At 66.0% G+C, this 20,087-nt stretch carries 19 protein-coding genes; 16 read left to right on the forward strand and 3 right to left on the reverse strand.

Annotated elements, in window-relative coordinates; genetic code table 11:
* The first annotated feature begins 48 nt into the window (after window positions 1–48).
* On the forward strand, window positions 49–1,419 hold the full coding sequence (locus F6B93_RS08900; RefSeq protein ID WP_211698769.1) for a replication-associated recombination protein A: 1,371 nt from the start codon (window positions 49–51) through the stop codon (window positions 1,417–1,419).
* A gap of 111 nt (window positions 1,420–1,530) precedes the next feature.
* Here the strand turns inward: F6B93_RS08900 and F6B93_RS08905 are convergent, their stop codons facing one another.
* Window positions 1,531–2,154 carry a hypothetical protein gene (locus F6B93_RS08905; RefSeq protein WP_211698770.1) on the reverse strand — a complete coding sequence of 208 codons (624 nt, stop codon included), beginning with the start codon at window positions 2,152–2,154 and terminating at the stop codon, window positions 1,531–1,533.
* Between the two features lie 204 nt (window positions 2,155–2,358).
* On the opposite strand from F6B93_RS08905, the gene F6B93_RS08910 reads away from it, so the two are divergent.
* The 10 genes from F6B93_RS08910 (at window position 2,359) to aroQ (ending at window position 12,114) form a co-directional block, all read left to right on the forward strand.
* A complete protein-coding gene (locus F6B93_RS08910; protein WP_211699365.1) occupies window positions 2,359–2,748 on the forward strand; it encodes a secondary thiamine-phosphate synthase enzyme YjbQ in 390 nt (129 codons plus the stop codon).
* Window positions 2,749–2,908: 160 nt separating this feature from the next.
* A complete protein-coding gene (gene alaS / locus F6B93_RS08915; protein WP_211698771.1) occupies window positions 2,909–5,629 on the forward strand; it encodes an alanine--tRNA ligase in 2,721 nt (906 codons plus the stop codon).
* Window positions 5,630–6,166 (forward strand): Holliday junction resolvase RuvX, encoded by a 537-nt coding sequence (ruvX, locus tag F6B93_RS08920; protein WP_211698772.1) that lies wholly within the window; start codon window positions 5,630–5,632, stop codon window positions 6,164–6,166.
* Window positions 6,159–7,403 carry an endolytic transglycosylase MltG gene (locus tag F6B93_RS08925; protein ID WP_211698773.1) on the forward strand — a complete coding sequence of 415 codons (1,245 nt, stop codon included), beginning with the start codon at window positions 6,159–6,161 and terminating at the stop codon, window positions 7,401–7,403. The genes ruvX and F6B93_RS08925 overlap by 8 nt, the downstream gene beginning before the upstream one ends.
* The gene (locus F6B93_RS08930) at window positions 7,381–8,301 is read left to right on the forward strand and encodes a shikimate dehydrogenase (protein WP_246541044.1); all 921 of its coding nucleotides are present in this window, start codon (window positions 7,381–7,383) and stop codon (window positions 8,299–8,301) included. Before F6B93_RS08925 ends, F6B93_RS08930 begins: the two co-directional genes overlap by 23 nt.
* A 22-nt stretch (window positions 8,302–8,323) precedes the next feature.
* Window positions 8,324–8,764: a prepilin peptidase gene (locus F6B93_RS08935; protein WP_246541045.1), complete on the forward strand. Its 441-nt coding sequence runs from the start codon at window positions 8,324–8,326 to the stop codon at window positions 8,762–8,764.
* Window positions 8,765–8,785: 21 nt separating this feature from the next.
* Window positions 8,786–10,009, forward strand: a complete 1,224-nt coding sequence (aroC, locus tag F6B93_RS08940; RefSeq protein ID WP_211698776.1) for a chorismate synthase — start codon at window positions 8,786–8,788, stop codon at window positions 10,007–10,009.
* 7 nt (window positions 10,010–10,016) lie between these two features.
* Window positions 10,017–10,568, forward strand: a complete 552-nt coding sequence (locus F6B93_RS08945) for a shikimate kinase (protein ID WP_211698777.1) — start codon at window positions 10,017–10,019, stop codon at window positions 10,566–10,568.
* Window positions 10,565–11,653: a 3-dehydroquinate synthase gene (gene aroB, locus F6B93_RS08950; RefSeq protein ID WP_211698778.1), complete on the forward strand. Its 1,089-nt coding sequence runs from the start codon at window positions 10,565–10,567 to the stop codon at window positions 11,651–11,653. The genes F6B93_RS08945 and aroB overlap by 4 nt, the downstream gene beginning before the upstream one ends.
* Window positions 11,650–12,114: a type II 3-dehydroquinate dehydratase gene (gene aroQ / locus F6B93_RS08955; protein WP_211698779.1), complete on the forward strand. Its 465-nt coding sequence runs from the start codon at window positions 11,650–11,652 to the stop codon at window positions 12,112–12,114. Before aroB ends, aroQ begins: the two co-directional genes overlap by 4 nt.
* On the opposite strand, the gene F6B93_RS08960 is transcribed toward aroQ, so the two are convergent.
* Complete coding sequence (locus F6B93_RS08960) at window positions 12,101–12,874, reverse strand: B-4DMT family transporter (protein WP_211698780.1); 774 nt, start codon at window positions 12,872–12,874, stop codon at window positions 12,101–12,103. The two genes, aroQ and F6B93_RS08960, sit on opposite strands and share 14 nt — an antisense overlap.
* A 33-nt stretch (window positions 12,875–12,907) precedes the next feature.
* On the opposite strand from F6B93_RS08960, the gene F6B93_RS08965 reads away from it, so the two are divergent.
* From F6B93_RS08965 to F6B93_RS08985, 5 genes are all read left to right on the forward strand, one after another.
* Entirely contained in the window at window positions 12,908–14,050 is a 1,143-nt protein-coding gene (locus F6B93_RS08965; protein ID WP_211698781.1) for a M24 family metallopeptidase, read from the forward strand.
* A 10-nt stretch (window positions 14,051–14,060) separates the two neighbouring features.
* Entirely contained in the window at window positions 14,061–14,624 is a 564-nt protein-coding gene (efp, locus tag F6B93_RS08970; protein ID WP_211698782.1) for an elongation factor P, read from the forward strand.
* 2 nt (window positions 14,625–14,626) lie between these two features.
* On the forward strand, window positions 14,627–15,145 hold the full coding sequence (gene nusB / locus F6B93_RS08975; RefSeq protein WP_211698783.1) for a transcription antitermination factor NusB: 519 nt from the start codon (window positions 14,627–14,629) through the stop codon (window positions 15,143–15,145).
* The gene (locus tag F6B93_RS08980; protein ID WP_211698784.1) at window positions 15,142–15,549 is read left to right on the forward strand and encodes an antitermination protein NusB; all 408 of its coding nucleotides are present in this window, start codon (window positions 15,142–15,144) and stop codon (window positions 15,547–15,549) included. The genes nusB and F6B93_RS08980 overlap by 4 nt, the downstream gene beginning before the upstream one ends.
* A 367-nt stretch (window positions 15,550–15,916) precedes the next feature.
* Window positions 15,917–18,748, forward strand: coding sequence for an aminotransferase class I/II-fold pyridoxal phosphate-dependent enzyme (locus F6B93_RS08985; RefSeq protein WP_211698785.1), 2,832 nt, complete (start codon window positions 15,917–15,919; stop codon window positions 18,746–18,748).
* A gap of 102 nt (window positions 18,749–18,850) precedes the next feature.
* On the opposite strand, the gene F6B93_RS08990 is transcribed toward F6B93_RS08985, so the two are convergent.
* The gene (locus tag F6B93_RS08990; protein WP_211698786.1) at window positions 18,851–20,065 is read right to left on the reverse strand and encodes a serine hydrolase domain-containing protein; all 1,215 of its coding nucleotides are present in this window, start codon (window positions 20,063–20,065) and stop codon (window positions 18,851–18,853) included.
* Window positions 20,066–20,087 lie beyond the last annotated feature (22 nt).

Here is a 20,087-nt window from a genome sequence, read left to right on the forward strand (position 1 = left end):
CGGCGCAAGTGTCCGCCCTGCATAGCGGGAGCCCTAAGGTGGGGGTGTATGCCTGATGCCGTGTCCGACGGTCTGTTTGACCTGCCCGCGAAGCCCGAGACGACCGACCACAACGTGGGCGCGTCGCCGGGGTCTCCGCTGGCGGTGCGGATGCGGCCAGCCTCTCTGGACGAAGTAGTCGGGCAGGACCACTTGCTGGTGCCTGGGTCTCCGCTGCGCCGTTTGGTGGAGGGCTCGGGATTGGCGTCGGCGATCCTCTATGGCCCGCCGGGAAGTGGCAAGACCACCCTGGCGGCGCTGATCTCGCAGGCGACAAGCCGACGGTTTGAGGCGATGTCGGCATTGTCGGCCGGTGTCAAAGAAGTTCGAGCGGTTATCGAGCATGCACGTCGAGCGCTGCTCTCCGGCGAACAGACGGTGTTGTTCATCGATGAGGTACACCGGTTCTCCAAGACCCAACAGGACGCCTTGCTGTCGGCGGTCGAGAACCGGGTCGTGTTGCTGGTAGCGGCGACCACCGAGAATCCCTCGTTCTCGGTGGTGGCCCCGCTGCTGTCGCGATCGCTGATCCTGCAACTGCGGCCCCTGACGACCGACGACATTCGCGAGGTAGTCCTCCGCGCGATCGACGACCCCCGCGGCCTTGCCGGGCAGGTCGAAGTGGCACCGGCGGCCGTCGACCTGCTGGTGCGTTTGGCAGCGGGCGACGCCCGCCGCGCCCTGACGGCGCTAGAGGTCGCTTCCGAAGCAGTTGGGGCGTCCGACCAAGAGGGCCGGCAGGTGGTCAGCGTCGAGACGATCGAGCAATCGCTGGACAAAGCCGCAGTCCGCTACGACCGCGACGGCGACCAGCACTACGACGTGGTCAGTGCCTTCATCAAGTCGGTGCGCGGCTCGGACGTCGACGCGGCGCTGCACTACCTGGCGCGCATGCTGGTCGCGGGCGAGGACCCACGCTTCATCGCGCGCCGCCTGATGATCCTGGCCAGCGAGGACATCGGCTTGGCCGACCCCACCGCGCTGCAGGTGGCGGTTGCCGCGGCGCAAACGGTAGCGCTGATCGGCATGCCCGAGGCGCAGCTCACGCTGGCACATGCCACCGTCCACCTGGCCACCGCGCCGAAGTCGAATGCGGTCACTACCGCGTTGGGCGCTGCGATGAGCGACATCAGGTCGGGCAAAGCCGGTCTGGTGCCGGCTCATCTGCGCGACGGGCACTATTCCGGTGCGGCGGCACTCGGCAATGCGCAGGGCTACAAGTATTCCCATAACGACCCGGACGGCGTTGTCGCCCAACAGTATCCACCTGACCAACTGATAGGGGTGGACTATTACCAGCCCACCGCTCGCGGCGCCGAACGGGACATCGTCGGCCGGCTGGACCGGTTACGAGCGATCATCCGCAAGAAACGCGGGTGATGGGTTCGCCAGGCAGGGAGTAGCTGGTCCCGCGTTCTCAGACCACTCGACCACCAGCCGGTGACACCACTGACGGGCGACGCGTTCGGCCAGCCCGCGTGGCCGTCGCGTTCAGATCAGCTCGGGTACCCGAAGGTGGGCGATCGCCAGTTCGAACTCGGCGACGTCGACCAGCTCGGCGCCCAAGTCTCGAACGCGCCTGCTGCGCAGCTCGGTCGCGCGGTCACGGTTTCGGGCCATCGCGTCCATGCTGTCGAAGGTCGAACACGACACCGCGCGTCGGCATGCGGGGTGGTCGACCATCAGGCTGGCACTGCAGAATCCCTCGAGGCTCTCCAGTTCTGGAAGCACCGCGCTCCGGTAGAAGTCCAGGGATCGTCCTACGTGGTCCGGTACCACCTTGAGCCAGGCAGCCCGCACGCACGCCCCCTGATGCGAATGATGGTCGCGGTGCAGCAGCGCAATGTCCCATTCTTCGACCCTCGCGCTTCCGTCGAACATCAGCGCGGCGCGGTCACGAACGGACGCCACCTGCCCAGCGCTGGAGCGCATTGCCTCCAACGATTCCCAGGAGCTGGTGGCGATGCACAGGCCGGACTGCCGGTCGACCAACAGCGACAATCCGACGCAGCCGTCGATCTCCTGCAGCGCGGGCATCACGACGTCGCGAACATGCGCAATCCCAATATCGATCGACAGAGGTTGCGCCTGGATGGTGGTAGAGCGTGCGTACACGATCGACCCCCTCCCGTATCGGGGCGGCGCCCCGGTGGCGCCACCGGTCCCACCACATACCTTCCTCCTGCCGATGGGCCGTGGCAATGCCATGGCGGGGGCTTCTCAGGAGCTTCTCGGAAGTCTCGGAGGCGCTCGGCAGGCGCGCCGCGGATTGGCAGGCCACAACACCCCCGCCGTAGGCTGGGCGAGGTGGACACCGATGTGCTGGAAGTGGACACCGCGCGTCGTCGCATCGTTGATCTCACCGCCACGGTGCGGGCATTCTGCGCGAACCGCGGGGACGGCTTGTGCAACGTGTTCGTCCCGCATGCCACGGCCGGAGTCGCGATCATGGAGACGGGCGCGGGATCTGACGAGGACTTGGTGGACACGCTGGAGCGATTGTTGCCGCGCGACGATCGCTATCGGCATGCGCATGGGTCCCACGGCCATGGAGCCGACCACGTGATGCCCGCCCTGGTCGCGCCGTCGGTAACGGTGCCGGTCTCGGGGGGTGAACCGCTGCTGGGGATCTGGCAGAGTGTCGTTTTGGTCGACCTCAACCGGGACAATCCGCGGCGATCCGTGCGGCTGAGCTTTTTGGCAGGTTAACGGGAGGTTTGGCACCGGGCCGGTACTGTGTGCGGTCGAAATGCGTCGTTGGACGGTCATCTCATTAGCGCGGCGAATAGGCTGGGAGTTGAAAGCAAGCGGGCTGCGCGATGCCGGCGGAATGTAGGGAACTTAAAGAACCTAAGGAAGCGGAAATACAGTGCAAACACACGAGATCAGGAAGCGGTTCCTCGATCATTTCGTGAAGGCGGGCCACACCGAGGTGCCCAGCGCCTCGGTGATCCTCGATGACCCCAACCTGTTGTTCGTCAACGCAGGCATGGTCCAGTTTGTGCCGTTCTTCCTCGGCGCGCGTACGCCGCCTTACCCAACGGCCGCCAGCATTCAGAAGTGCATTCGCACTCCGGACATCGACGAGGTGGGCATCACCACCCGGCACAACACGTTCTTCCAGATGGCCGGTAATTTCTCGTTCGGCGACTATTTCAAGCGCGGCGCCATCGAGCTGGCCTGGACCTTGCTCACCACCAGTCTTGATGACGGTGGGTACGGCTTGGATCCCGAAAAACTCTGGACGACAGTCTATTTCGACGACGATGAGGCCGTGCGCCTATGGCAGGAGGTCGCCGGTCTGCCTGCGGAACGGATCCAGCGCCGCGGGATGGCCGACAACTACTGGTCGATGGGCATTCCCGGCCCGTGTGGCCCCTCGTCGGAGATCTACTACGACCGCGGTGCCGAATTCGGTCCCGACGGCGGTCCGGTTGTCAACGAAGACCGCTACCTCGAAGTGTGGAACCTGGTGTTCATGCAGAACGAGCGTGGCGAGGGAACGACCAAGGAGGACTTCGAGATCCTTCGCCCGCTGCCCCGCAAGAACATCGACACCGGCATGGGCGTCGAGCGGATCGCGTTAGTGCTGCAAGGCGTGCACAACGTCTACGAGACCGACCTCCTACGGCCGGTGATCGACTTGGTGGCCGCGCAAGCGCCGCGCCCCTACGACGTCGGTTGCCACGACGATGATGTGCGGTACCGCATCATCGCCGACCACAGCCGCACCGCTGCGGTTTTGATCGGTGACGGCGTCAGCCCCGGCAATGATGGCCGCGGCTACGTGCTGCGACGCCTGCTGCGTCGGGTGATCCGCTCGGCCAAGCTGTTGGGTATCGACACTGCGATCGTCGGAGATCTGATGGCCACGGTGCGCGACGCGATGGGCCCGTCGTACCCCGAGTTGGTCGCCGACTTCGAGCGAATCAACCGGATCGCGGTTGCCGAGGAGACAGCGTTCAACCGCACGTTGGCATCGGGCTCCCGGTTGTTCGAGGAGGTGGCCAGCTCCACCAAAGCCTCGGGGGCCACCACGCTTTCCGGGTCGGACGCTTTCACCTTGCATGACACATACGGGTTCCCCATCGAACTCACCCTCGAGATGGCCTCGGAGGCCGGGCTGAACGTCGACGAACTCGGTTTCCGCGAGCTGATGGCCGAGCAGCGTCGTCGCGCCAAAGCTGATGCCGCGGCGCGCAAGCACGCGCACGCCGATCTCACCGCGTACCGCGAGCTGGTCGATGCCGGACCGACCGAATTCACTGGATTCGACGAGTTGACCTCTCCGGCGCGGATTCTGGGTATCTTCGTCGACGGTAGACGTGTTCCGGTCATTGCCCACAGCTCCCAAGCCGAAGCCGGCGGTGGGCAGCGGGTTGACTTGGTGCTCGACCGCACTCCGTTCTACGCGGAGTCAGGTGGTCAGCTGGCTGATATTGGCACTATTAGCGGCACGGGCACGAGCGGAAGCGCCAAGGCCGCGATCACCGACGTGCAGAAGATTGCCAAAACCCTTTGGTTGCATCGGGTTAACGTCGAATCAGGAGAATTCGTCGAGGGCGATACGATCGTCGCGGCGGTGGATTCCGGATGGCGGCGGGGCGCAACCCAGGGTCACTCGGGCACCCACATGGTGCATGCCGCGCTGCGTCAAGTATTGGGTCCCAACGCGGTTCAGGCCGGCTCGCTGAATCGGCCCGGATACCTGCGGTTCGACTTCAACTGGCAAGGTCCGTTGACCGAGGACCAACGCTCCCGCATCGAGGAAGTCACCAACGAGGCGGTGCAAGCCGACTTCGAGGTGCACACGTTCACCGAACAGCTCGACAGGGCCAAAGCCATGGGCGCCATTGCGCTCTTCGGTGAGAGCTATCCCGACGAGGTGCGGGTGGTGGAGATGGGTGGCCCGTTCTCGTTGGAGCTGTGTGGCGGAACTCACGTGCAGAATACGGCGCAGATCGGTCCGGTGACGATACTGGGCGAATCGTCGATCGGCTCGGGGGTCCGTCGGGTGGAGGCCTACGTGGGTCTGGAGTCGTTTCGGCACCTGGCCAAGGAGCGTGCGTTGATGGCGGGGCTGGCCTCGTCGTTGAAAGTGCCGTCCGAGGAGGTGCCGGCGCGGGTCGCCAACCTCGTGGATCGGCTCAAGGCAGCCGAGAAGGAACTGGAGCGCACCAGGCTGGCGAATGCCAAGGCGGCTGGGGCGAATGCTGCTGCTTCGGCCGAGCGGATAGGTAACGTCCGTGTGGTGGCGCAGCGAATGTCGACCGGGATGACCGCGGCCGACCTGCGTTCCCTTGTCGGTGATATCCGCGGCAAGCTGGGTAGCGAGCCGGCCGTCGTGGCACTGATCTCGACGGGCACGGGCGAGAATCCGACTGTGCCGTATGCGGTCGCGGCCAATCCTGCCGCCCAGGATCTCGGGATCAGCGCCAACGCACTGGTCAAACAGCTCGCCGTCGCCGTCGAAGGCCGGGGTGGCGGCAAGGCCGACTTGGCGCAGGGCTCGGGGAAGAATCCCGCCGGTATCGACACCGCGCTCGATGCGGTCCGCTCGGAGATCGCCGAGATAGCGCGGGCCGGTTGAGTGATCTTGTCAGCGCACCGCTCGCCCGACCGGCCCGGCGACCCGGATCAGGACCCCGGACCGGGACGCCGCCTCGGCGTCGATGTGGGCAGTGTGCGCATCGGGGTGTCGTCCAGTGACCCTGACGGCATCCTCGCCACCCCTGTGGAAACGGTGCGCCGCGACCGCTCCGGCAAGCACGTACGCCGGCTGGCGGCTCTTGCCGCCGAATTGGACGTCGTCGAGGTGATCGTCGGGCTTCCGCGCACGCTGGCAGACCGCATCGGCGCCTCGGCCCGCGACGCGATCGACCTGGCCGAGGACTTGGCGCGCCGAGTCGCACCGACACCCGTCCGGCTTGCCGACGAGCGGCTCACCACGGTCAGCGCGCAGCGGTCGCTGCGGGCGGCGGGTGTCCGGGCCGCCGACCAACGTGGGGTCATCGACCAGGCCGCTGCGGTGGCGATCCTGCAGAGCTGGCTAGACCAGCGCCGCGCTGCGCTGGCTGCTAAGACCTCTGGCGTTGGACTCGAGGCCGGGGATACTTCCGATGGCTGATGGTGGCCGCCGCCATCGAGCCCAGCCGGTGGCCGTAGGACGCAACCGGCACCGCCGGACCCGTGCCGACCGGATTCGGGCCGAACGCGGCCGCCGCCGGCGGCGCGTTGCCGGCGGATTCGTTGTCGGATTGCTCGTCGTGGTGGTGGTTGCCGCTGTCGTTTTCGGCGCCAAGCTGTGGCACACAATGTGGGTTTCCGACAATGACTACACCGGAAACGGCAAGCAGGACATTGTGATTCAGATCCAGCCGGGTGATTCGACCACGGCGGTGGGCGAGACCCTGCGCAAGCGCGGGGTGGTGGCGACAGTTCGCGCGTTCGTCGATGCCGCGCATGGCAACGCCGCGATTTCGTCGATCCAGCCCGGCTTCTATCGGGTGCGAACCGAGATACCGGCGGCTACCGCAGTGGCGTGGCTCGCCGATCCTCAAAACCGGGTGGGGAGGCTGGTCATCCCGGAAGGGCGTCAGCTCGACGACACCACTGACATGAAGACCAACGTGGTCAATCCCGGAATTTTCTCGCTGATCTCTCGGGCCACGTGCGTCGATCTCGATGGTCACCAGCGGTGTGTCCCGGTGGCTGATCTCCGCTCGGCGGCGACCACGAGCACGCCTGCGATGTTGTCGGTGCCACCGTGGGCGGTTGAGCCGGTGGTGGAACTGCGCGACGACCACCGGCGGATCGAGGGTTTGATCGCACCCGGGACCTTCAATATCGATCCGTCGGGCTCGGCCGAGAGCATCTTGGCGAAGCTGATCAGCGCGGGCGCCATGAAGTACGTCAAGAACGGTCTGATTGACACCGCGGCGTCAATGAGCTTGTCGCCCTACGACATCCTGGTGGTCGCATCGTTGGTCCAGCAGGAAGCCCATGCGCAGGATTTCCCCAAGGTGGCTCAGGTCATCTACAACCGGCTGCACGAGCATCGAACCTTGGAGTTCGACTCGACTGTGAACTATCCGCTGGACCGCAGGGAGGTGGCTACCAGCGACGCCGACCGTGGTCAGCGCACACCGTGGAATACCTACATGTCCGAAGGGCTGCCGGCGACTGCGATCTGTTCGCCCGGGGTCGACGCACTGCATGCCGCTGAGCATCCCGAGCCAGGTGACTGGCTGTACTTCGTCACCATTGATTCCTCGGGTACGACGCTGTTCACCAGGGATTATCAACAGCATTTGGCGAACATCGAGCTGGCGAAGAACAATGGTGTCCTCGACTCCGCGCGATGAGCAGAGCCGCGCGGAGCGCGGTGAAAAGCAGAGCCGCGCGGAGCGCGGCGGTGAAGAGCGCAATCAGACCGGGCGCGCTAGTCGGGTGCCCCGAAAAGCCGGTGTTCTGGGCTCGCCGATCGCACACTCCCGGTCCCCGCAACTACACCTGGCCGCTTACCGTGCCCTGGGCTTGCCAGATTGGACCTACGAGCGCATCGAGTGCAGTGAGGCGCAGCTACCGAGCGTGGTCGGCGGGTTCGGCCCGGAATGGGTGGGCGTGTCGGTGACGATGCCGGGCAAGTTCGCCGCCCTGCGATTCGCCGACGAACGCACCGCGCGCGCGGAACTGGTCGGATCGGCCAATACCTTGGTGCGTACGCCGCGTGGCTGGCGGGCCGACAACACGGACATCGACGGCGTGACGGGGGCGCTGGGGCCACTACCCGCCTCTGGGCCGCAGCGCGCACTGGTGTGCGGGTCGGGGGGAACCGCCCCGGCGGCGGTGGCCGGGCTGGCCGAGCTCGGCGTCGCCGGCATCACCGTCGTGGCACGTAATCCGGACAAGGCGGCACGGTTGGTCGACCTGGGAATAGAACTCGACGTGGCGAGCCGGTTCTGCAGCCTCGATGACCCCAGTTTGGCCGATGAGGTCGCGGCCGCACAGGTGCTGATCAGCACGATTCCGGCGGCCGTCGCGGCCGGCTACGCCGAGACGTTTGCGGGGATCCCGGTGCTGTTGGACGCTATCTATGACCCGTGGCCTACGCCGCTCGCCGCCGCGGTGGCTGCCGCGGGTGGCCAGGTGATCAGCGGCCTCCAGATGCTGCTGAATCAGGCATTTGCGCAGGTGGAGCAGTTCACCGGGTTGCCCGCGCCCCGCGAGGAGATGACTTGCGCAGTGCGCGCAGCGGATTAGCGTGCCGGGCATGTGGATAGGCATGTCGACCGGTGTGGCTAGCGCGACTGCGGCTGCTGTGGTGGCCTGGCTGGCGGCGCTGTGCTACTACGACGTTCGGCAGCGCCGGCTCCCCAACGCGCTGACATTGCCCGGGGCGGGGCTGATTCTGCTGGTCTCCGGGCTTGCCGGGTGCGGTTTTGCGGCGTTGGCCGGTGCGGCCGCCTTAGCCGGAGCGTATCTGGCGGTGCATGTGGTTGCGCCGGCTGCGATGGGCGGTGGCGACGTCAAACTGGCGCTCGGCCTGGGCGGTCTGGCCGGCACCTTCGGGGTCGGCGTGTGGTTTCTGGCTGCGCTCGCCGCGCCGTTGTTGACGTCCGTCTGCGGCGTAGTTGGCTTGCTCCGGGGTGTGCGCACCGTGCCGCACGGCCCGTCGATGTGTGTCGCCACCCTCGGCGCCGCGGGGCTGGCCTTGCTGGCCTGACCCCCATGGGAAGATGGTCGGGTGTTGCGCTGGATCACCGCGGGGGAGTCGCACGGCCGCGCCTTGGTGGCCGTGGTCGAAGGCATGGTTGCGGGTGTGACCGTCACCTCGACCGATATCGCCGATCAGTTGGCCCGTCGCCGGCTGGGGTATGGGCGCGGCGCGCGGATGTCGTTCGAGCGCGACGCGGTGACCGTGTTGTCCGGGATGCGCCATGGCACCACCCTGGGCGGGCCCATTGCCATCGAGATCGGTAACACCGAATGGCCGAAATGGGAAACGGTGATGGCCACCGATCCCGTCGACCCGGCGAACGCGGCCGATCTGGACAGCTCAGCTCGCAACGCCCCACTGACTCGGCCGCGGCCTGGGCATGCCGACTACGCGGGCATGCTCAAGTACGGTTTCGACGACGCCCGGCCCGTTCTGGAACGGGCCAGTGCCCGCGAGACTGCCGCGCGGGTCGCCGCGGGGACTGTCGCCCGGGCGTTCCTGCGTCAGGCGCTGGGCATCGAGGTGCTGTCCCACGTCATTTCGATTGGCGCTTCGGTGCCTTATGAAGGTCCGCCACCACGTGCCGAAGACTTGTCTGCGATCGATGCCAGCCCGGTCCGCGCGTTCGACGGGCAGGCTGAGCAGTCCATGATCGCCGAGATCGAAGCCGCCAAGAAGGACGGTGACACGCTAGGCGGCGTGGTGGAGGTCGTGGCGCTGGGCGTACCGGTCGGGTTGGGTTCCTTCACCAGCGGCGACAACCGGCTCGATAGCCAGCTGGCCGCCGCTGTGATGGGAATCCAGGCCATCAAGGGCGTGGAGATGGGCGATGGGTTCGAGACCGCGCGTCGTCGGGGCAGCCGCGCCCACGACGAGATGTACCCCGGGCCAGACGGTGTCGTTCGCTCGACCAACCGGGCGGGGGGAGTTGAGGGCGGTATGACCAACGGCCAGCCGCTGCGGGTGCGCGCGGCAATGAAGCCGATCTCCACTGTGCCGCGGGCGCTGGCCACCGTGGACATGGCAACCGGCGACGAGGCCGTCGCCATCCATCAGCGCTCCGATGTCTGCGCCGTGCCGGCCGCCGGTGTGGTCGTCGAGACAATGGTGGCGTTGGTCCTTGCTCGCGCCGTGTTGGAGAAGTTCGGCGGCGATTCGCTCACCGAAACCCGCCGCAATATCGAGGCCTACCAACGCGCGGTCGCCGACCGGGAATCGCCGGACGCCCGGGCTCGGGTTTCCCAGGGGTAGACGCGACATGGCACCCAAGGCGGTACTGGTGGGCTTGCCGGGCTCCGGCAAGTCCACCATCGGGCGGCGGCTGGCCAAGGCGCTCGGGGTCAGCTTGCTCGACAGCGATGTGGCGATCGAGCACCAGACTGGACGCAGCATCGCCGACATCTTCGCCACCGACGGGGAGCGGGAGTTCCGACGTATCGAGGAGGACGTGGTGCGCGCGGCATTGGCTAACCATGACGGCGTGCTGTCGCTCGGTGGCGGCGCGGTCACCAGTCCGGGCGTGCGCACGGCGCTGACCGGCCACACGGTGATCTACCTGGAAATCAGTGCCGCTGAAGGCGTGCGGCGTACCGGCGGCAATACCGTGCGACCGCTGCTGGCCGGGCCAGACCGGGCGGCCAAATTCCGGGCACTGATGTCGCAGCGGGTCCCCCTCTACCGGAGGGTGGCGACCATCCGAGTCGACACCAACCGCCGTAATCCCGGTGCGGTGGTTCGCTACATCGTGTCGCGGCTGGAGAAGCTGTCAACCGCGCCCACACCCACCTCGACGCCCGGGGTCACGCCATGACGGATATCGGCGCACCGGTGACCGTGCAGGTAGCCGTCGACCCGCCATACCCAGTGGTGATCGGCAACGGTCTGACGAACGAGCTGGACGAGCTGCTCGCGGGTCGGCATAAGGTCGCTATCCTGCATCAACCCGTGCTGACGGAGACCGCTGAGGCCATCCGTAGCCGCCTCGCCAACCAGGGCGTTGATGCACACCGTATCGAAATCCCGGACGCCGAGGCCGGCAAGGACCTCCCCGTCGTCGGATTCATCTGGAACGTGTTGGGCCGCATCGGGATCGGTCGCAAGGACGCCCTGGTGAGCCTTGGCGGCGGCGCCGCCACCGACGTCGCGGGGTTCGCGGCGGCAACCTGGCTGCGCGGCGTAGCGATCGTGCACATGCCCACCACGCTGCTGGGTATGGTCGACGCCGCGATCGGTGGCAAGACCGGCATCAACACCGACGCCGGCAAGAACCTGGTCGGAGCGTTTCACCAGCCGCTCGCCGTATTGGTCGACCTAGCGCAACTGCAGACCTTGCCGCACAACGAAATCGCCTGCGGGATGGCCGAAGTGGTCAAGGCTGGCTTCATCGCCGACCCAATGATCCTGGACCTGATCGAAGCCGACCCGGGGGCCGCGACCGACCCATCTGGCGATGTCCTGCCGGAGCTGATCCGGCGCTCGATCAGCGTCAAAGCCGAGGTGGTCGCCGCCGACGAGAAGGAGTCCGAGCTGCGTGAAATCCTCAACTACGGACACACTCTGGGGCACGCGATCGAACGCCGAGAGGGCTACCAATGGGCTCACGGTGCCGCCGTGTCGGTAGGGCTGGTCTTTGCCGCCGAGCTCGCCAGACTGGCCGGGCGACTCGATGACGCTACCGCCCAGCGCCACCGCGCCATTCTGTCGTCATTGGGCCTGCCCGTCAGCTACGACGCCGACGCGTTGCCACAGCTGCTGGAGGTCATGGCCGGTGACAAGAAGACCCGGGCGGGGGTGCTTCGGTTCGTGGTCCTCGATGGGCTGGCCAAGCCAGGCCGATTGGTGGGGCCGGATCCGTCCTTGCTGGCCGCCGCCTATGCGGGACTTGATGGCTCATGAGTGCGGCGGCGAAGACGACCGTGAACGTCATCAATGGTCCGAACCTGGGCCGGCTGGGCCAGCGCGAGCCCGCCGTGTATGGCAGTACAACTCACGATGAGTTGGTCGCCCTGATCGGGGGTGAAGCCGATCGTCTCGGGCTCAAAGCTGTTGTTCGCCAAAGCGACAGCGAGGCGCAACTGTTGGACTGGATTCATCTGGCCGCCGACGCCGGCGAGCCTGTGATTCTCAACGCCGGCGGGTTGACGCACACGTCGGTCGCGCTGCGCGATGCCTGCGCCGAACTGCGCGGTCCGCTGATCGAGGTGCATATCTCCAACGTGCATGCGCGCGAGGAGTTCCGGCGCCACTCCTACCTCAGCCCGGTCGCGACCGGGGTGATCGTCGGGCTGGGGATCCAGGGCTATCTGCTCGCCCTGCGGTACCTGGCCGACCGTGCCGGAGGCGCTAGTTCTTCTTAGGCTGATCCCCAGGCTCGGTCGCGTCCGCCGCGGTGTCCGTGGAGATCACCTCGGTGGCCGACTCGCTGGCGGTCGTGGGGATCACCTCGGTGGCCGACTCGCTCGTGGTCGTGGGGATCACCTCGGTGGTTGCCTCACGTTCGGTCGTGGCGATGGTTTCGGTGGGCTCCTCGCGTGCGACCGTGGCCACCGCCGTGGTTTGGGCCGCGGACTGCGCCCGGTCCGATTCGACGGGTATCTCGCCGGTCGGACTGTCGTCGGCGCGGACGGCGGCGAACACGTCGGTGTCGGCGCGTTCCTGTTCAGCGGCCAGCCCGTGATGTCTCACCGGCTCTTTCGCCAGATGACGGTCTACCCTCCAGCGGCCGGTCGCGACTCCACTGATCCCGGGCAGAAAAATAAGGAGGGCGGTGAAGGCCGCAAACGTGGTCAGCTCGTTGATGACCCCCCCGGCATAGAGGCCCTTGTACAGCAGCGAAATGATCCAGCTCACCGCGCCGCTGATCACCCCCGCCACCAGGCCGGCCAGCAGCCACGTCATCGCCAGATCCTCGCGCCGGTCCGGATCCGGGTTTGCGTGGGCGTCGGCGCGTCCGTCGATCGTCCCCCACGCGACCACGCCGATGACGAACAGCAGCAGCAACGTCAGGCTGATCTTTCCGGCCTGGGCCTGCCATGCATTGATCAGCGCACCTTGAATCACACGGAGAACGACCATCGCGGCGGCAAAGACCAATCCACGCAGCATCCAGTTCCTCATGAGGGTTTAGCGTAGCGAGTACCGTCAAGAGCTGTGACACATTCCCAGCGCCGAGACAACCTGAAAGCATCAATCGCAGCCGCGGGACTAGATGCGATGCTGGTCACAGACCTGACAAACGTTCGATATCTATCCGGTTTCACCGGCTCCAACGGCGCGTTGCTGGTGTTTGCCGATGACCGCGGGTCCGTGCTGGCCACCGACGGGCGATACCGGACCCAGGCCGCCGAGCAGGCGCCCGACTTGGATGTGGCCATTGAGCGAGCACTCGGACGCCACCTGACGGGCCTGGCCGCCGACGGCGGCGTGAACAAGCTCGGCTTCGAAAGCCATGTGGTGACCGTGGACGGGTTTGACGCGCTGTCAGGTGTGCTCGACGACCAAGAGTCTGGCGGGTCCACGGAATTGGTTCGCGCAGCTGGGACGGTGGAGCAGCTGCGCGAGGTCAAGGACGCCGGAGAATTGGCGTTGCTGCGGCTGGCGTGCGAGGCGGCCGATGCCGCGCTGACCGACCTGGTGGCTCGAGGCGGCCTGCGGGCGGGGCGGACCGAACGTGAGGTGGGCCGTGACCTGGAGGCCCTGATGTTCGACCACGGCGCCGACGCGGTGTCATTCGAGACCATCGTGGCCGCTGGGGCCAATTCGGCGATCCCGCATCACCGGCCCACTGATGCGGTGCTGGCGACGGGCGACTTCGTGAAGATCGACTTCGGCGCGCTGGTCGCTGGCTATCACTCCGATATGACCCGCACCTTCGTGCTCGGGCCGGCGGCCGACTGGCAGCTGGAGATCTATGAGCTGGTCCGACAGGCGCAGCGGGCGGGCCGAGAGGCGCTGCGGCCGGGTGCCGAGCTACGCGACGTGGACGCGGCCGCCCGTCAGCTGATCGCCGACGCAGGCCACGGCGAGCACTTTGGTCATGGGCTGGGACACGGCGTGGGCCTGCAGATACATGAAGCGCCGGGCATCGGGGCCACATCCGCCGGTACACTGCTTGCGGGCTCCGTGGTGACGGTGGAGCCCGGCGTCTATTTACCCGGCCGCGGCGGCGTCCGCATCGAGGACACATTAGCCGTGGCCGCAAACGCAACACAGGCGAACCCAGCGACCTCAGAAGGCGCTGGCCACACCCCGGAATTGTTGACCCGGTTCCCGAAGGAACTGGCCGTGCTCTAGGAGATTGACCGTGGCGACCACCGCTGACTTCAAGAACGGACTTGTCCTGGTTATCGACGGGCAGCTGTGGACGATCATCGAGTTCCAGCACGTCAAACCCGGCAAGGGTCCTGCCTTCGTGCGCACCAAGCTCAAGAACGTGCTCTCGGGCAAGGTCGTCGACAAGACGTACAACGCCGGGGTGAAGGTGGAGACCGCCACGGTCGACCGCCGCGACACCACCTACCTCTATCGCGACGGCTCGGACTTCGTGTTCATGGACAGCGAGGACTATGAACAGCACCCGCTGCCGGAGACCCTGGTTGGCGACGCCGCGCGGTTCTTGCTAGAGGGCATGCCGGTGCAAGTGGCCTTCCACAACGGATCACCGCTGTACATCGAGCTGCCGGTCACCGTCGAACTCGAAGTCACCCACACCGAGCCCGGGCTGCAGGGCGACCGGTCCAGCGCGGGTACCAAACCGGCCACCGTTGAGACCGGTGCGCAGATCAGTGTGCCGCTCTTCATCAACACCGGCGACAAGCTGAAAGTAGATTCGCGTGATGGCAGCTACCTGGGCAGGGTCAACGCCTGATCATGTCCGACGAACACACGACGCCGGACACGGACCCGGTGGAGCCGGTCAGGCCGGTCAGGCCGGTCAAGGGACGCCACCAGGCCCGTAAACGCGCCGTGGACCTCTTGTTCGAGGCTGAGGCTCGCGGAATGAAACCAGTGGAGGTGGCCGACATGCGAACCGGGCTGGCCCAGACTAAGTCCGACTTGGCGCCGCTGCACCCGTACACGGACACAGTGGCTCGCGGGGTCAGTGAGCACGCCGCCCACATCGACGACCTCATCACATCGCACCTGCAGGGTTGGACGCTCGAAAGGTTGCCCGCCGTCGACCGCGCCATTCTGCGAGTTGCGGTGTGGGAGCTGCTCCACGCCGAGGACGTGCCGGAGCCGGTCGCCGTCGACGAGGCCGTCGAGCTGGCCAAGGAGCTGTCCACCGACGACTCCCCGGGCTTCGTCAACGGCGTGCTCGGCCAGGTCATGCTCGTGACACCGCAGATCCGCGCCGCCGCAGCCGCAGTCGCCGGGGGGGCCTCATGACCCGGCTAGAACTGCGTGTCGTCGTCGCCGCCTGGCTGGCCGCGACGGTCGTGTTCGGTGCCGTCATCTGCGCCGCGTACGGATGGACCATTGGCGCGTCGGTGCTGGCGATCTATGCCCTCGGCGTCGGCGCCTGGCTGTACCACTCGATCGAGCGCTTGATTGTCGCCCGCCGCATCAGCACGGTCCGCACCGCGGCGAAACCGTTGCAGCCGTTGCTACCGGTCATGGCCGCCATCATGGGCCTCTCGCAAGCGGTCGTGAAGTCGCTCAGCGATGTCACCGATCTGCCGGGGCGGCGGTGGGAGCTTTCGCAGCTTCCGGGGCTGCGCTGGGTGGAGAACCCACTGGGCATCCGGGGCACTCGGCGGATCGTGGACAGCGACGAGGAATCCGACCACTGACCGGCTCGACCGGCCGTCGAGCCCACATGCTGTGGACGTGACCTCGCGCCGAGCGCCGTCCCGGCGCAGAGCACCTGCCAGACCTGGGTAAGCCAGCGAAGGCCCGATTCGCACGAGTGCTTTCAGTCGCCGTGGGGAAACGTCTACTGTGGCATCGAGATGTCGCACACCACCACCGTCGCCGCGTGCGAAATCCGCGATCACACCTGGGTCGCGCGGATGGCGCGCTGCGCGCGAGATTGGGGGGACCGGGTTACGTTGCGCCGGGACAGCTCCCCGGAAATGTCGTACTACGCCGATACCGTCCAACGCCCCGGAAACGAGCAACTGGGACGGCGCCACCCGCACCCGAGGAACAGGTGACGACATGAATCACGACAGCGCCCGGCCGCGACGACTGCGTGTATCGGCGTTGGCAGCGGTAGCCAACCCGTCATACACCCGGCTGGACACGTGGAATCTGCTCGATGACGCGTGTCGTCACCTCGCCGAGATCGACCTCGCCGGCTTGGACATCGCCCACGACGAAGCCAAGGTGCGGCGGCTGATGGACCGCATCGGAGCCTATGAGCGCTACTGGCTGTACCCGGGCGCAGACAACTTGGCGACTTTCCGCGCTCACTTGGACAGCCATTCCTCCGTGCGACTCGCCGAAGAAGTGTCGCTGGCTGTGCGCTTGCTCTCCGAATACGGCGACCGTACAGCGCTGTTCGACACCTCCGTGTCGCTGGCAGAGCAGGAGCTGGTCGCGCAAGCCAAGCAGCAGCAGTTCTATACGGTGTTGCTGGCCGACGATTCCCCGGCAACGGCGCCGGACAGTTTGGCCGAGTGCCTGCGAGCCCTGCGCAATCCGTCTGACGATGTGCAGTTCGAGTTGCTCGTCGTGGCGAGCATCGAGGACGCGATCACCGCCGTCGCGCTCAATGGCGAGATTCAAGCCGCGATCATCCGCCACGACCTGCCGCTTCGGTCCCGCGACCGAGGGCCGTTGATGACCACATTGCTCGGTAGCGAGGGCGGCGATGTGGTCGAAGAGGATACCCACGACTGGGTCGAATGCGGTGAATGGATCCGGGAGTTGCGGCCACACATCGACCTCTATCTGCTCACCGACGAGTCGATCGCCGCGGAGACTGAGGACGAACCCGATGTCTACGACCGCACTTTCTATCGACTCAACGATGTCACCGACTTGCACAGCACGGTGCTCGCCGGTCTTCGAAGCCGTTTTGCCACACCGTTTTTCGATGCGCTGCGCGCCTACGCGGCCGCGCCGGTCGGCCAATTCCACGCGCTTCCCGTCGCACGTGGCGCCAGCATTTTCAACTCCAAGTCGCTGCAGGACATGGGCGAGTTCTATGGCCGCAACATCTTCATGGCCGAGACATCGACTACCTCCGGTGGGCTGGATTCGCTGCTGGATCCGCACGGCAACATCAAGTCGGCGATGGACAAGGCCGCGCTGACCTGGAACTCCAATCAGACCTACTTTGTGACGAACGGTACGTCGACCGCCAACAAAATCGTCGTTCAGGCACTGACCCGTCCCGGCGATATCGTTCTCATTGACCGCAATTGTCACAAGTCACACCACTACGGCCTGGTACTTGCTGGTGCGTACCCGATGTACCTCGACGCGTATCCGCTGCCCCAGTACGCGATATACGGTGCCGTGCCGCTGAGCACCATCAAGAAGGCGTTGCTGGATCTCGAGGCTGCTGGACAACTGCATCGGGTCCGGATGCTGTTGCTCACCAATTGCACCTTCGACGGCATCGCCTATAACCCGCGGCGGGTCATGGAGGAGGTGCTGGCCATCAAGCCGGACATCTGCTTCTTGTGGGACGAGGCATGGTATGCGTTCGCGACCGCGGTGCCCTGGGCGCGGCAACGGACCGCGATGGTGTCTGCCGAGCGACTCGAGCAGATGCTGTCGTCAGACGAATACGCTGAGGAATACCGAGAGTGGCGCGCGTCGCTTCAAGGCGTGGACCGTTCCGAGTGGGTTGACCGCCGGTTGCTGCCGGACCCTGACCGCGCTCGAGTCCGGGTCTATGCCACACATTCGACCCACAAGTCGCTGTCGGCACTTCGGCAGGCATCGATGGTGCATGTGCGCGACCAGGATTTCAAAGCGCTCACCCGGGATGCATTCGCTGAGGCGTTCTTGACTCACACCTCGACATCGCCGAACCAGCAGCTTCTGGCCTCATTGGACCTAGCCCGTCGGCAGGTTGACATCGAAGGGTTCGAGCTCGTACGGCACGTGTACAACATGGCACTGGTGTTTCGCCATCGGGTCCGCAAGGACCGGTTGATCAGCAAGTGGTTCCGCATCCTCGACGAGTCCGACCTGGTGCCCGACGCGTTTCGGTCCTCGACGGTCAGCTCCTACCGTCAGGTCAGGCAAGGTGCTCTGGCCGAGTGGAACGAAGCCTGGAGGTCGGATCAGTTCGTCCTCGATCCGACCCGAGTCACCCTGTTTGTCGGGGCCACCGGAATGAACGGGTACGACTTCCGGGAAAAGATCCTGATGGAGCGATTCGGCATCCAGATCAACAAGACGTCGATCAACAGCGTGTTGTTGATCTTCACCATCGGTGTCACCTGGTCGAGCGTGCACTACCTGCTTGACGTGTTGCGACGGGTGGCCATCGACTTCGACCGGAGTCAGAAGGCGGCCAGCGGGGCCGACCTCGCCCTGCAGCGACGCCACATTGAGGAGATCACCGAAGACCTGCCGCATTTGCCCGACTTCAGCGAGTTCGACATTGCCTTCCGCCCGAACGAAGCCAGCTCGTTTGGCGACATGCGCTCGGCCTTCTACGCCGGCTATGAAGAGTCCGACCGCGAGTACGTGCAGATCGGCATGGCCGGGCGCCGGCTTGCGGAGGGCAAAACCCTGGTGTCCACCACATTTGTGGTGCCCTACCCACCGGGTTTCCCGGTCCTGGTTCCCGGTCAGGTGGTCTCGAAGGAGATCATCTACTTCCTCGCCCAGCTCGACGTCAAAGAAATCCACGGGTACAACCACGACCTCGGGTTGTCGGTGTTCACCGAGGCGGCGCTGACCAGGATGGAAGCCGCGCGCAACGCCGTCGCCGCGGCGGGTGCGGGGCTGCCGGCCTTCGAGGTGCCGCAGGATGTGGCGGGCAGCAATGGTGATAGCGCCGTGCAGGTTGTTTCCGGCGACGCGTGACGGCCCCTGGTCCCACGAGTGTGTGCGCGTGGCGTCCGATGTGCATTCAGGGCGGGAATTTGTGCGATTTCTCGACCTGGATGCACTCGACGCCAACGCCGTCTAGAGCTCGAGTGCGCGATAGGTGCGTCGGACGAACTTCGGTTGTGCTGTCCGCAGTTTCGCCAGCGACGGGTTACCGGCGACGGCCGTGGCTGCGTCCACGGACAGATCCGGACAATGCTGAATCAAGTACAACAGGATGAGATCCGCGGAGGGGTCGGCCTGCCACCACGTCCCGTAGGCGCCGGGCCAGCTGAACGTGCCCAGTCCGCCCGGCCCGAACACCGGGGCCGATACGGCCGGGTCGGTCACCACTGACAGGTTGAGACCGAACCCGCGTCCCACCCAAAACGGCGCTCCTAAGAAGTCATGTCGCTTCTGCTCGTCGGTCAGCCGGTCGGTGCGCATCAGGCGCACCGACTCCGGCGACAGCACTTGGACACCATCTATCGACCCGTCGCCCAGCAGTATCCTGACGAACCGTAGATAGTCGTCGGCGGTTGACCACAGGCCGCCGCCGGCGTTGCAGAACGACGGCGGTTCGATGTGCGGCGAGCCCATCACATCGTGTTGCATCCGGTCCTGCTCGTCGAGCCGGTACATGGTCGCCGCCCGCCGGCGTGCCTCGGCCGACACGAAGAATCCGGTGTCCGTCATGCCTGCCGGAGCCAGCACCCGCTCGTCGAGGGCTTGATAAAACGGCTTGCCGTGAATACGGGACACGATGACGCCCAGCACGTCGATGGCGTGGCTGTAGGTGACGCGGTCGCCGGGCTGGTGCGCTAGCGGTATCGCGGCAAGTCCGGCTAGCCACACGTCCGGCCCCTGCCCGAATGGCAATCGCATGTACTCGCGCGAAATCGGTCCGGATACCGAAAACCCGTAGGCCAGCCCGCTGGTGTGGGTGAGAAGATCCTCGACCAGGATGGCCCGCTCGGCGGGATGTGTTCGGTCCAGGGGGCCGCCGGGGTCGTCGAGCACCCGCGCGTCGGCGAGCTCCGGCACCCATTTCGCAATCGGGTCGCGCAGACCCAGCTTGCCCTCATCGACGAGCGTCATGGCGGCGGCCACCGTGATCGGTTTGGTCATCGATGCAATGCGGAACAGCGTGTCTCGTTGCATCGGTAGACCCGCGTCGACGTCCCGGTAGCCGATTTCGTTGACTTGCAATAGTTCTCCGCGCTGCCACACCATCGTCACCGCGCCGGACAGCAAGCCGGCGTCGCAGACCTCGCGGATGCCCGCGTGGTTGCTGTCGAGGTTGGCCCGGTTCACGTTCGTTACCTCCAGGGGAGCT

Origin of the sequence: Mycobacterium spongiae, assembly GCF_018278905.1 — a bacterium.
In the GTDB taxonomy this organism is placed as follows: domain Bacteria; phylum Actinomycetota; class Actinomycetes; order Mycobacteriales; family Mycobacteriaceae; genus Mycobacterium; species Mycobacterium spongiae.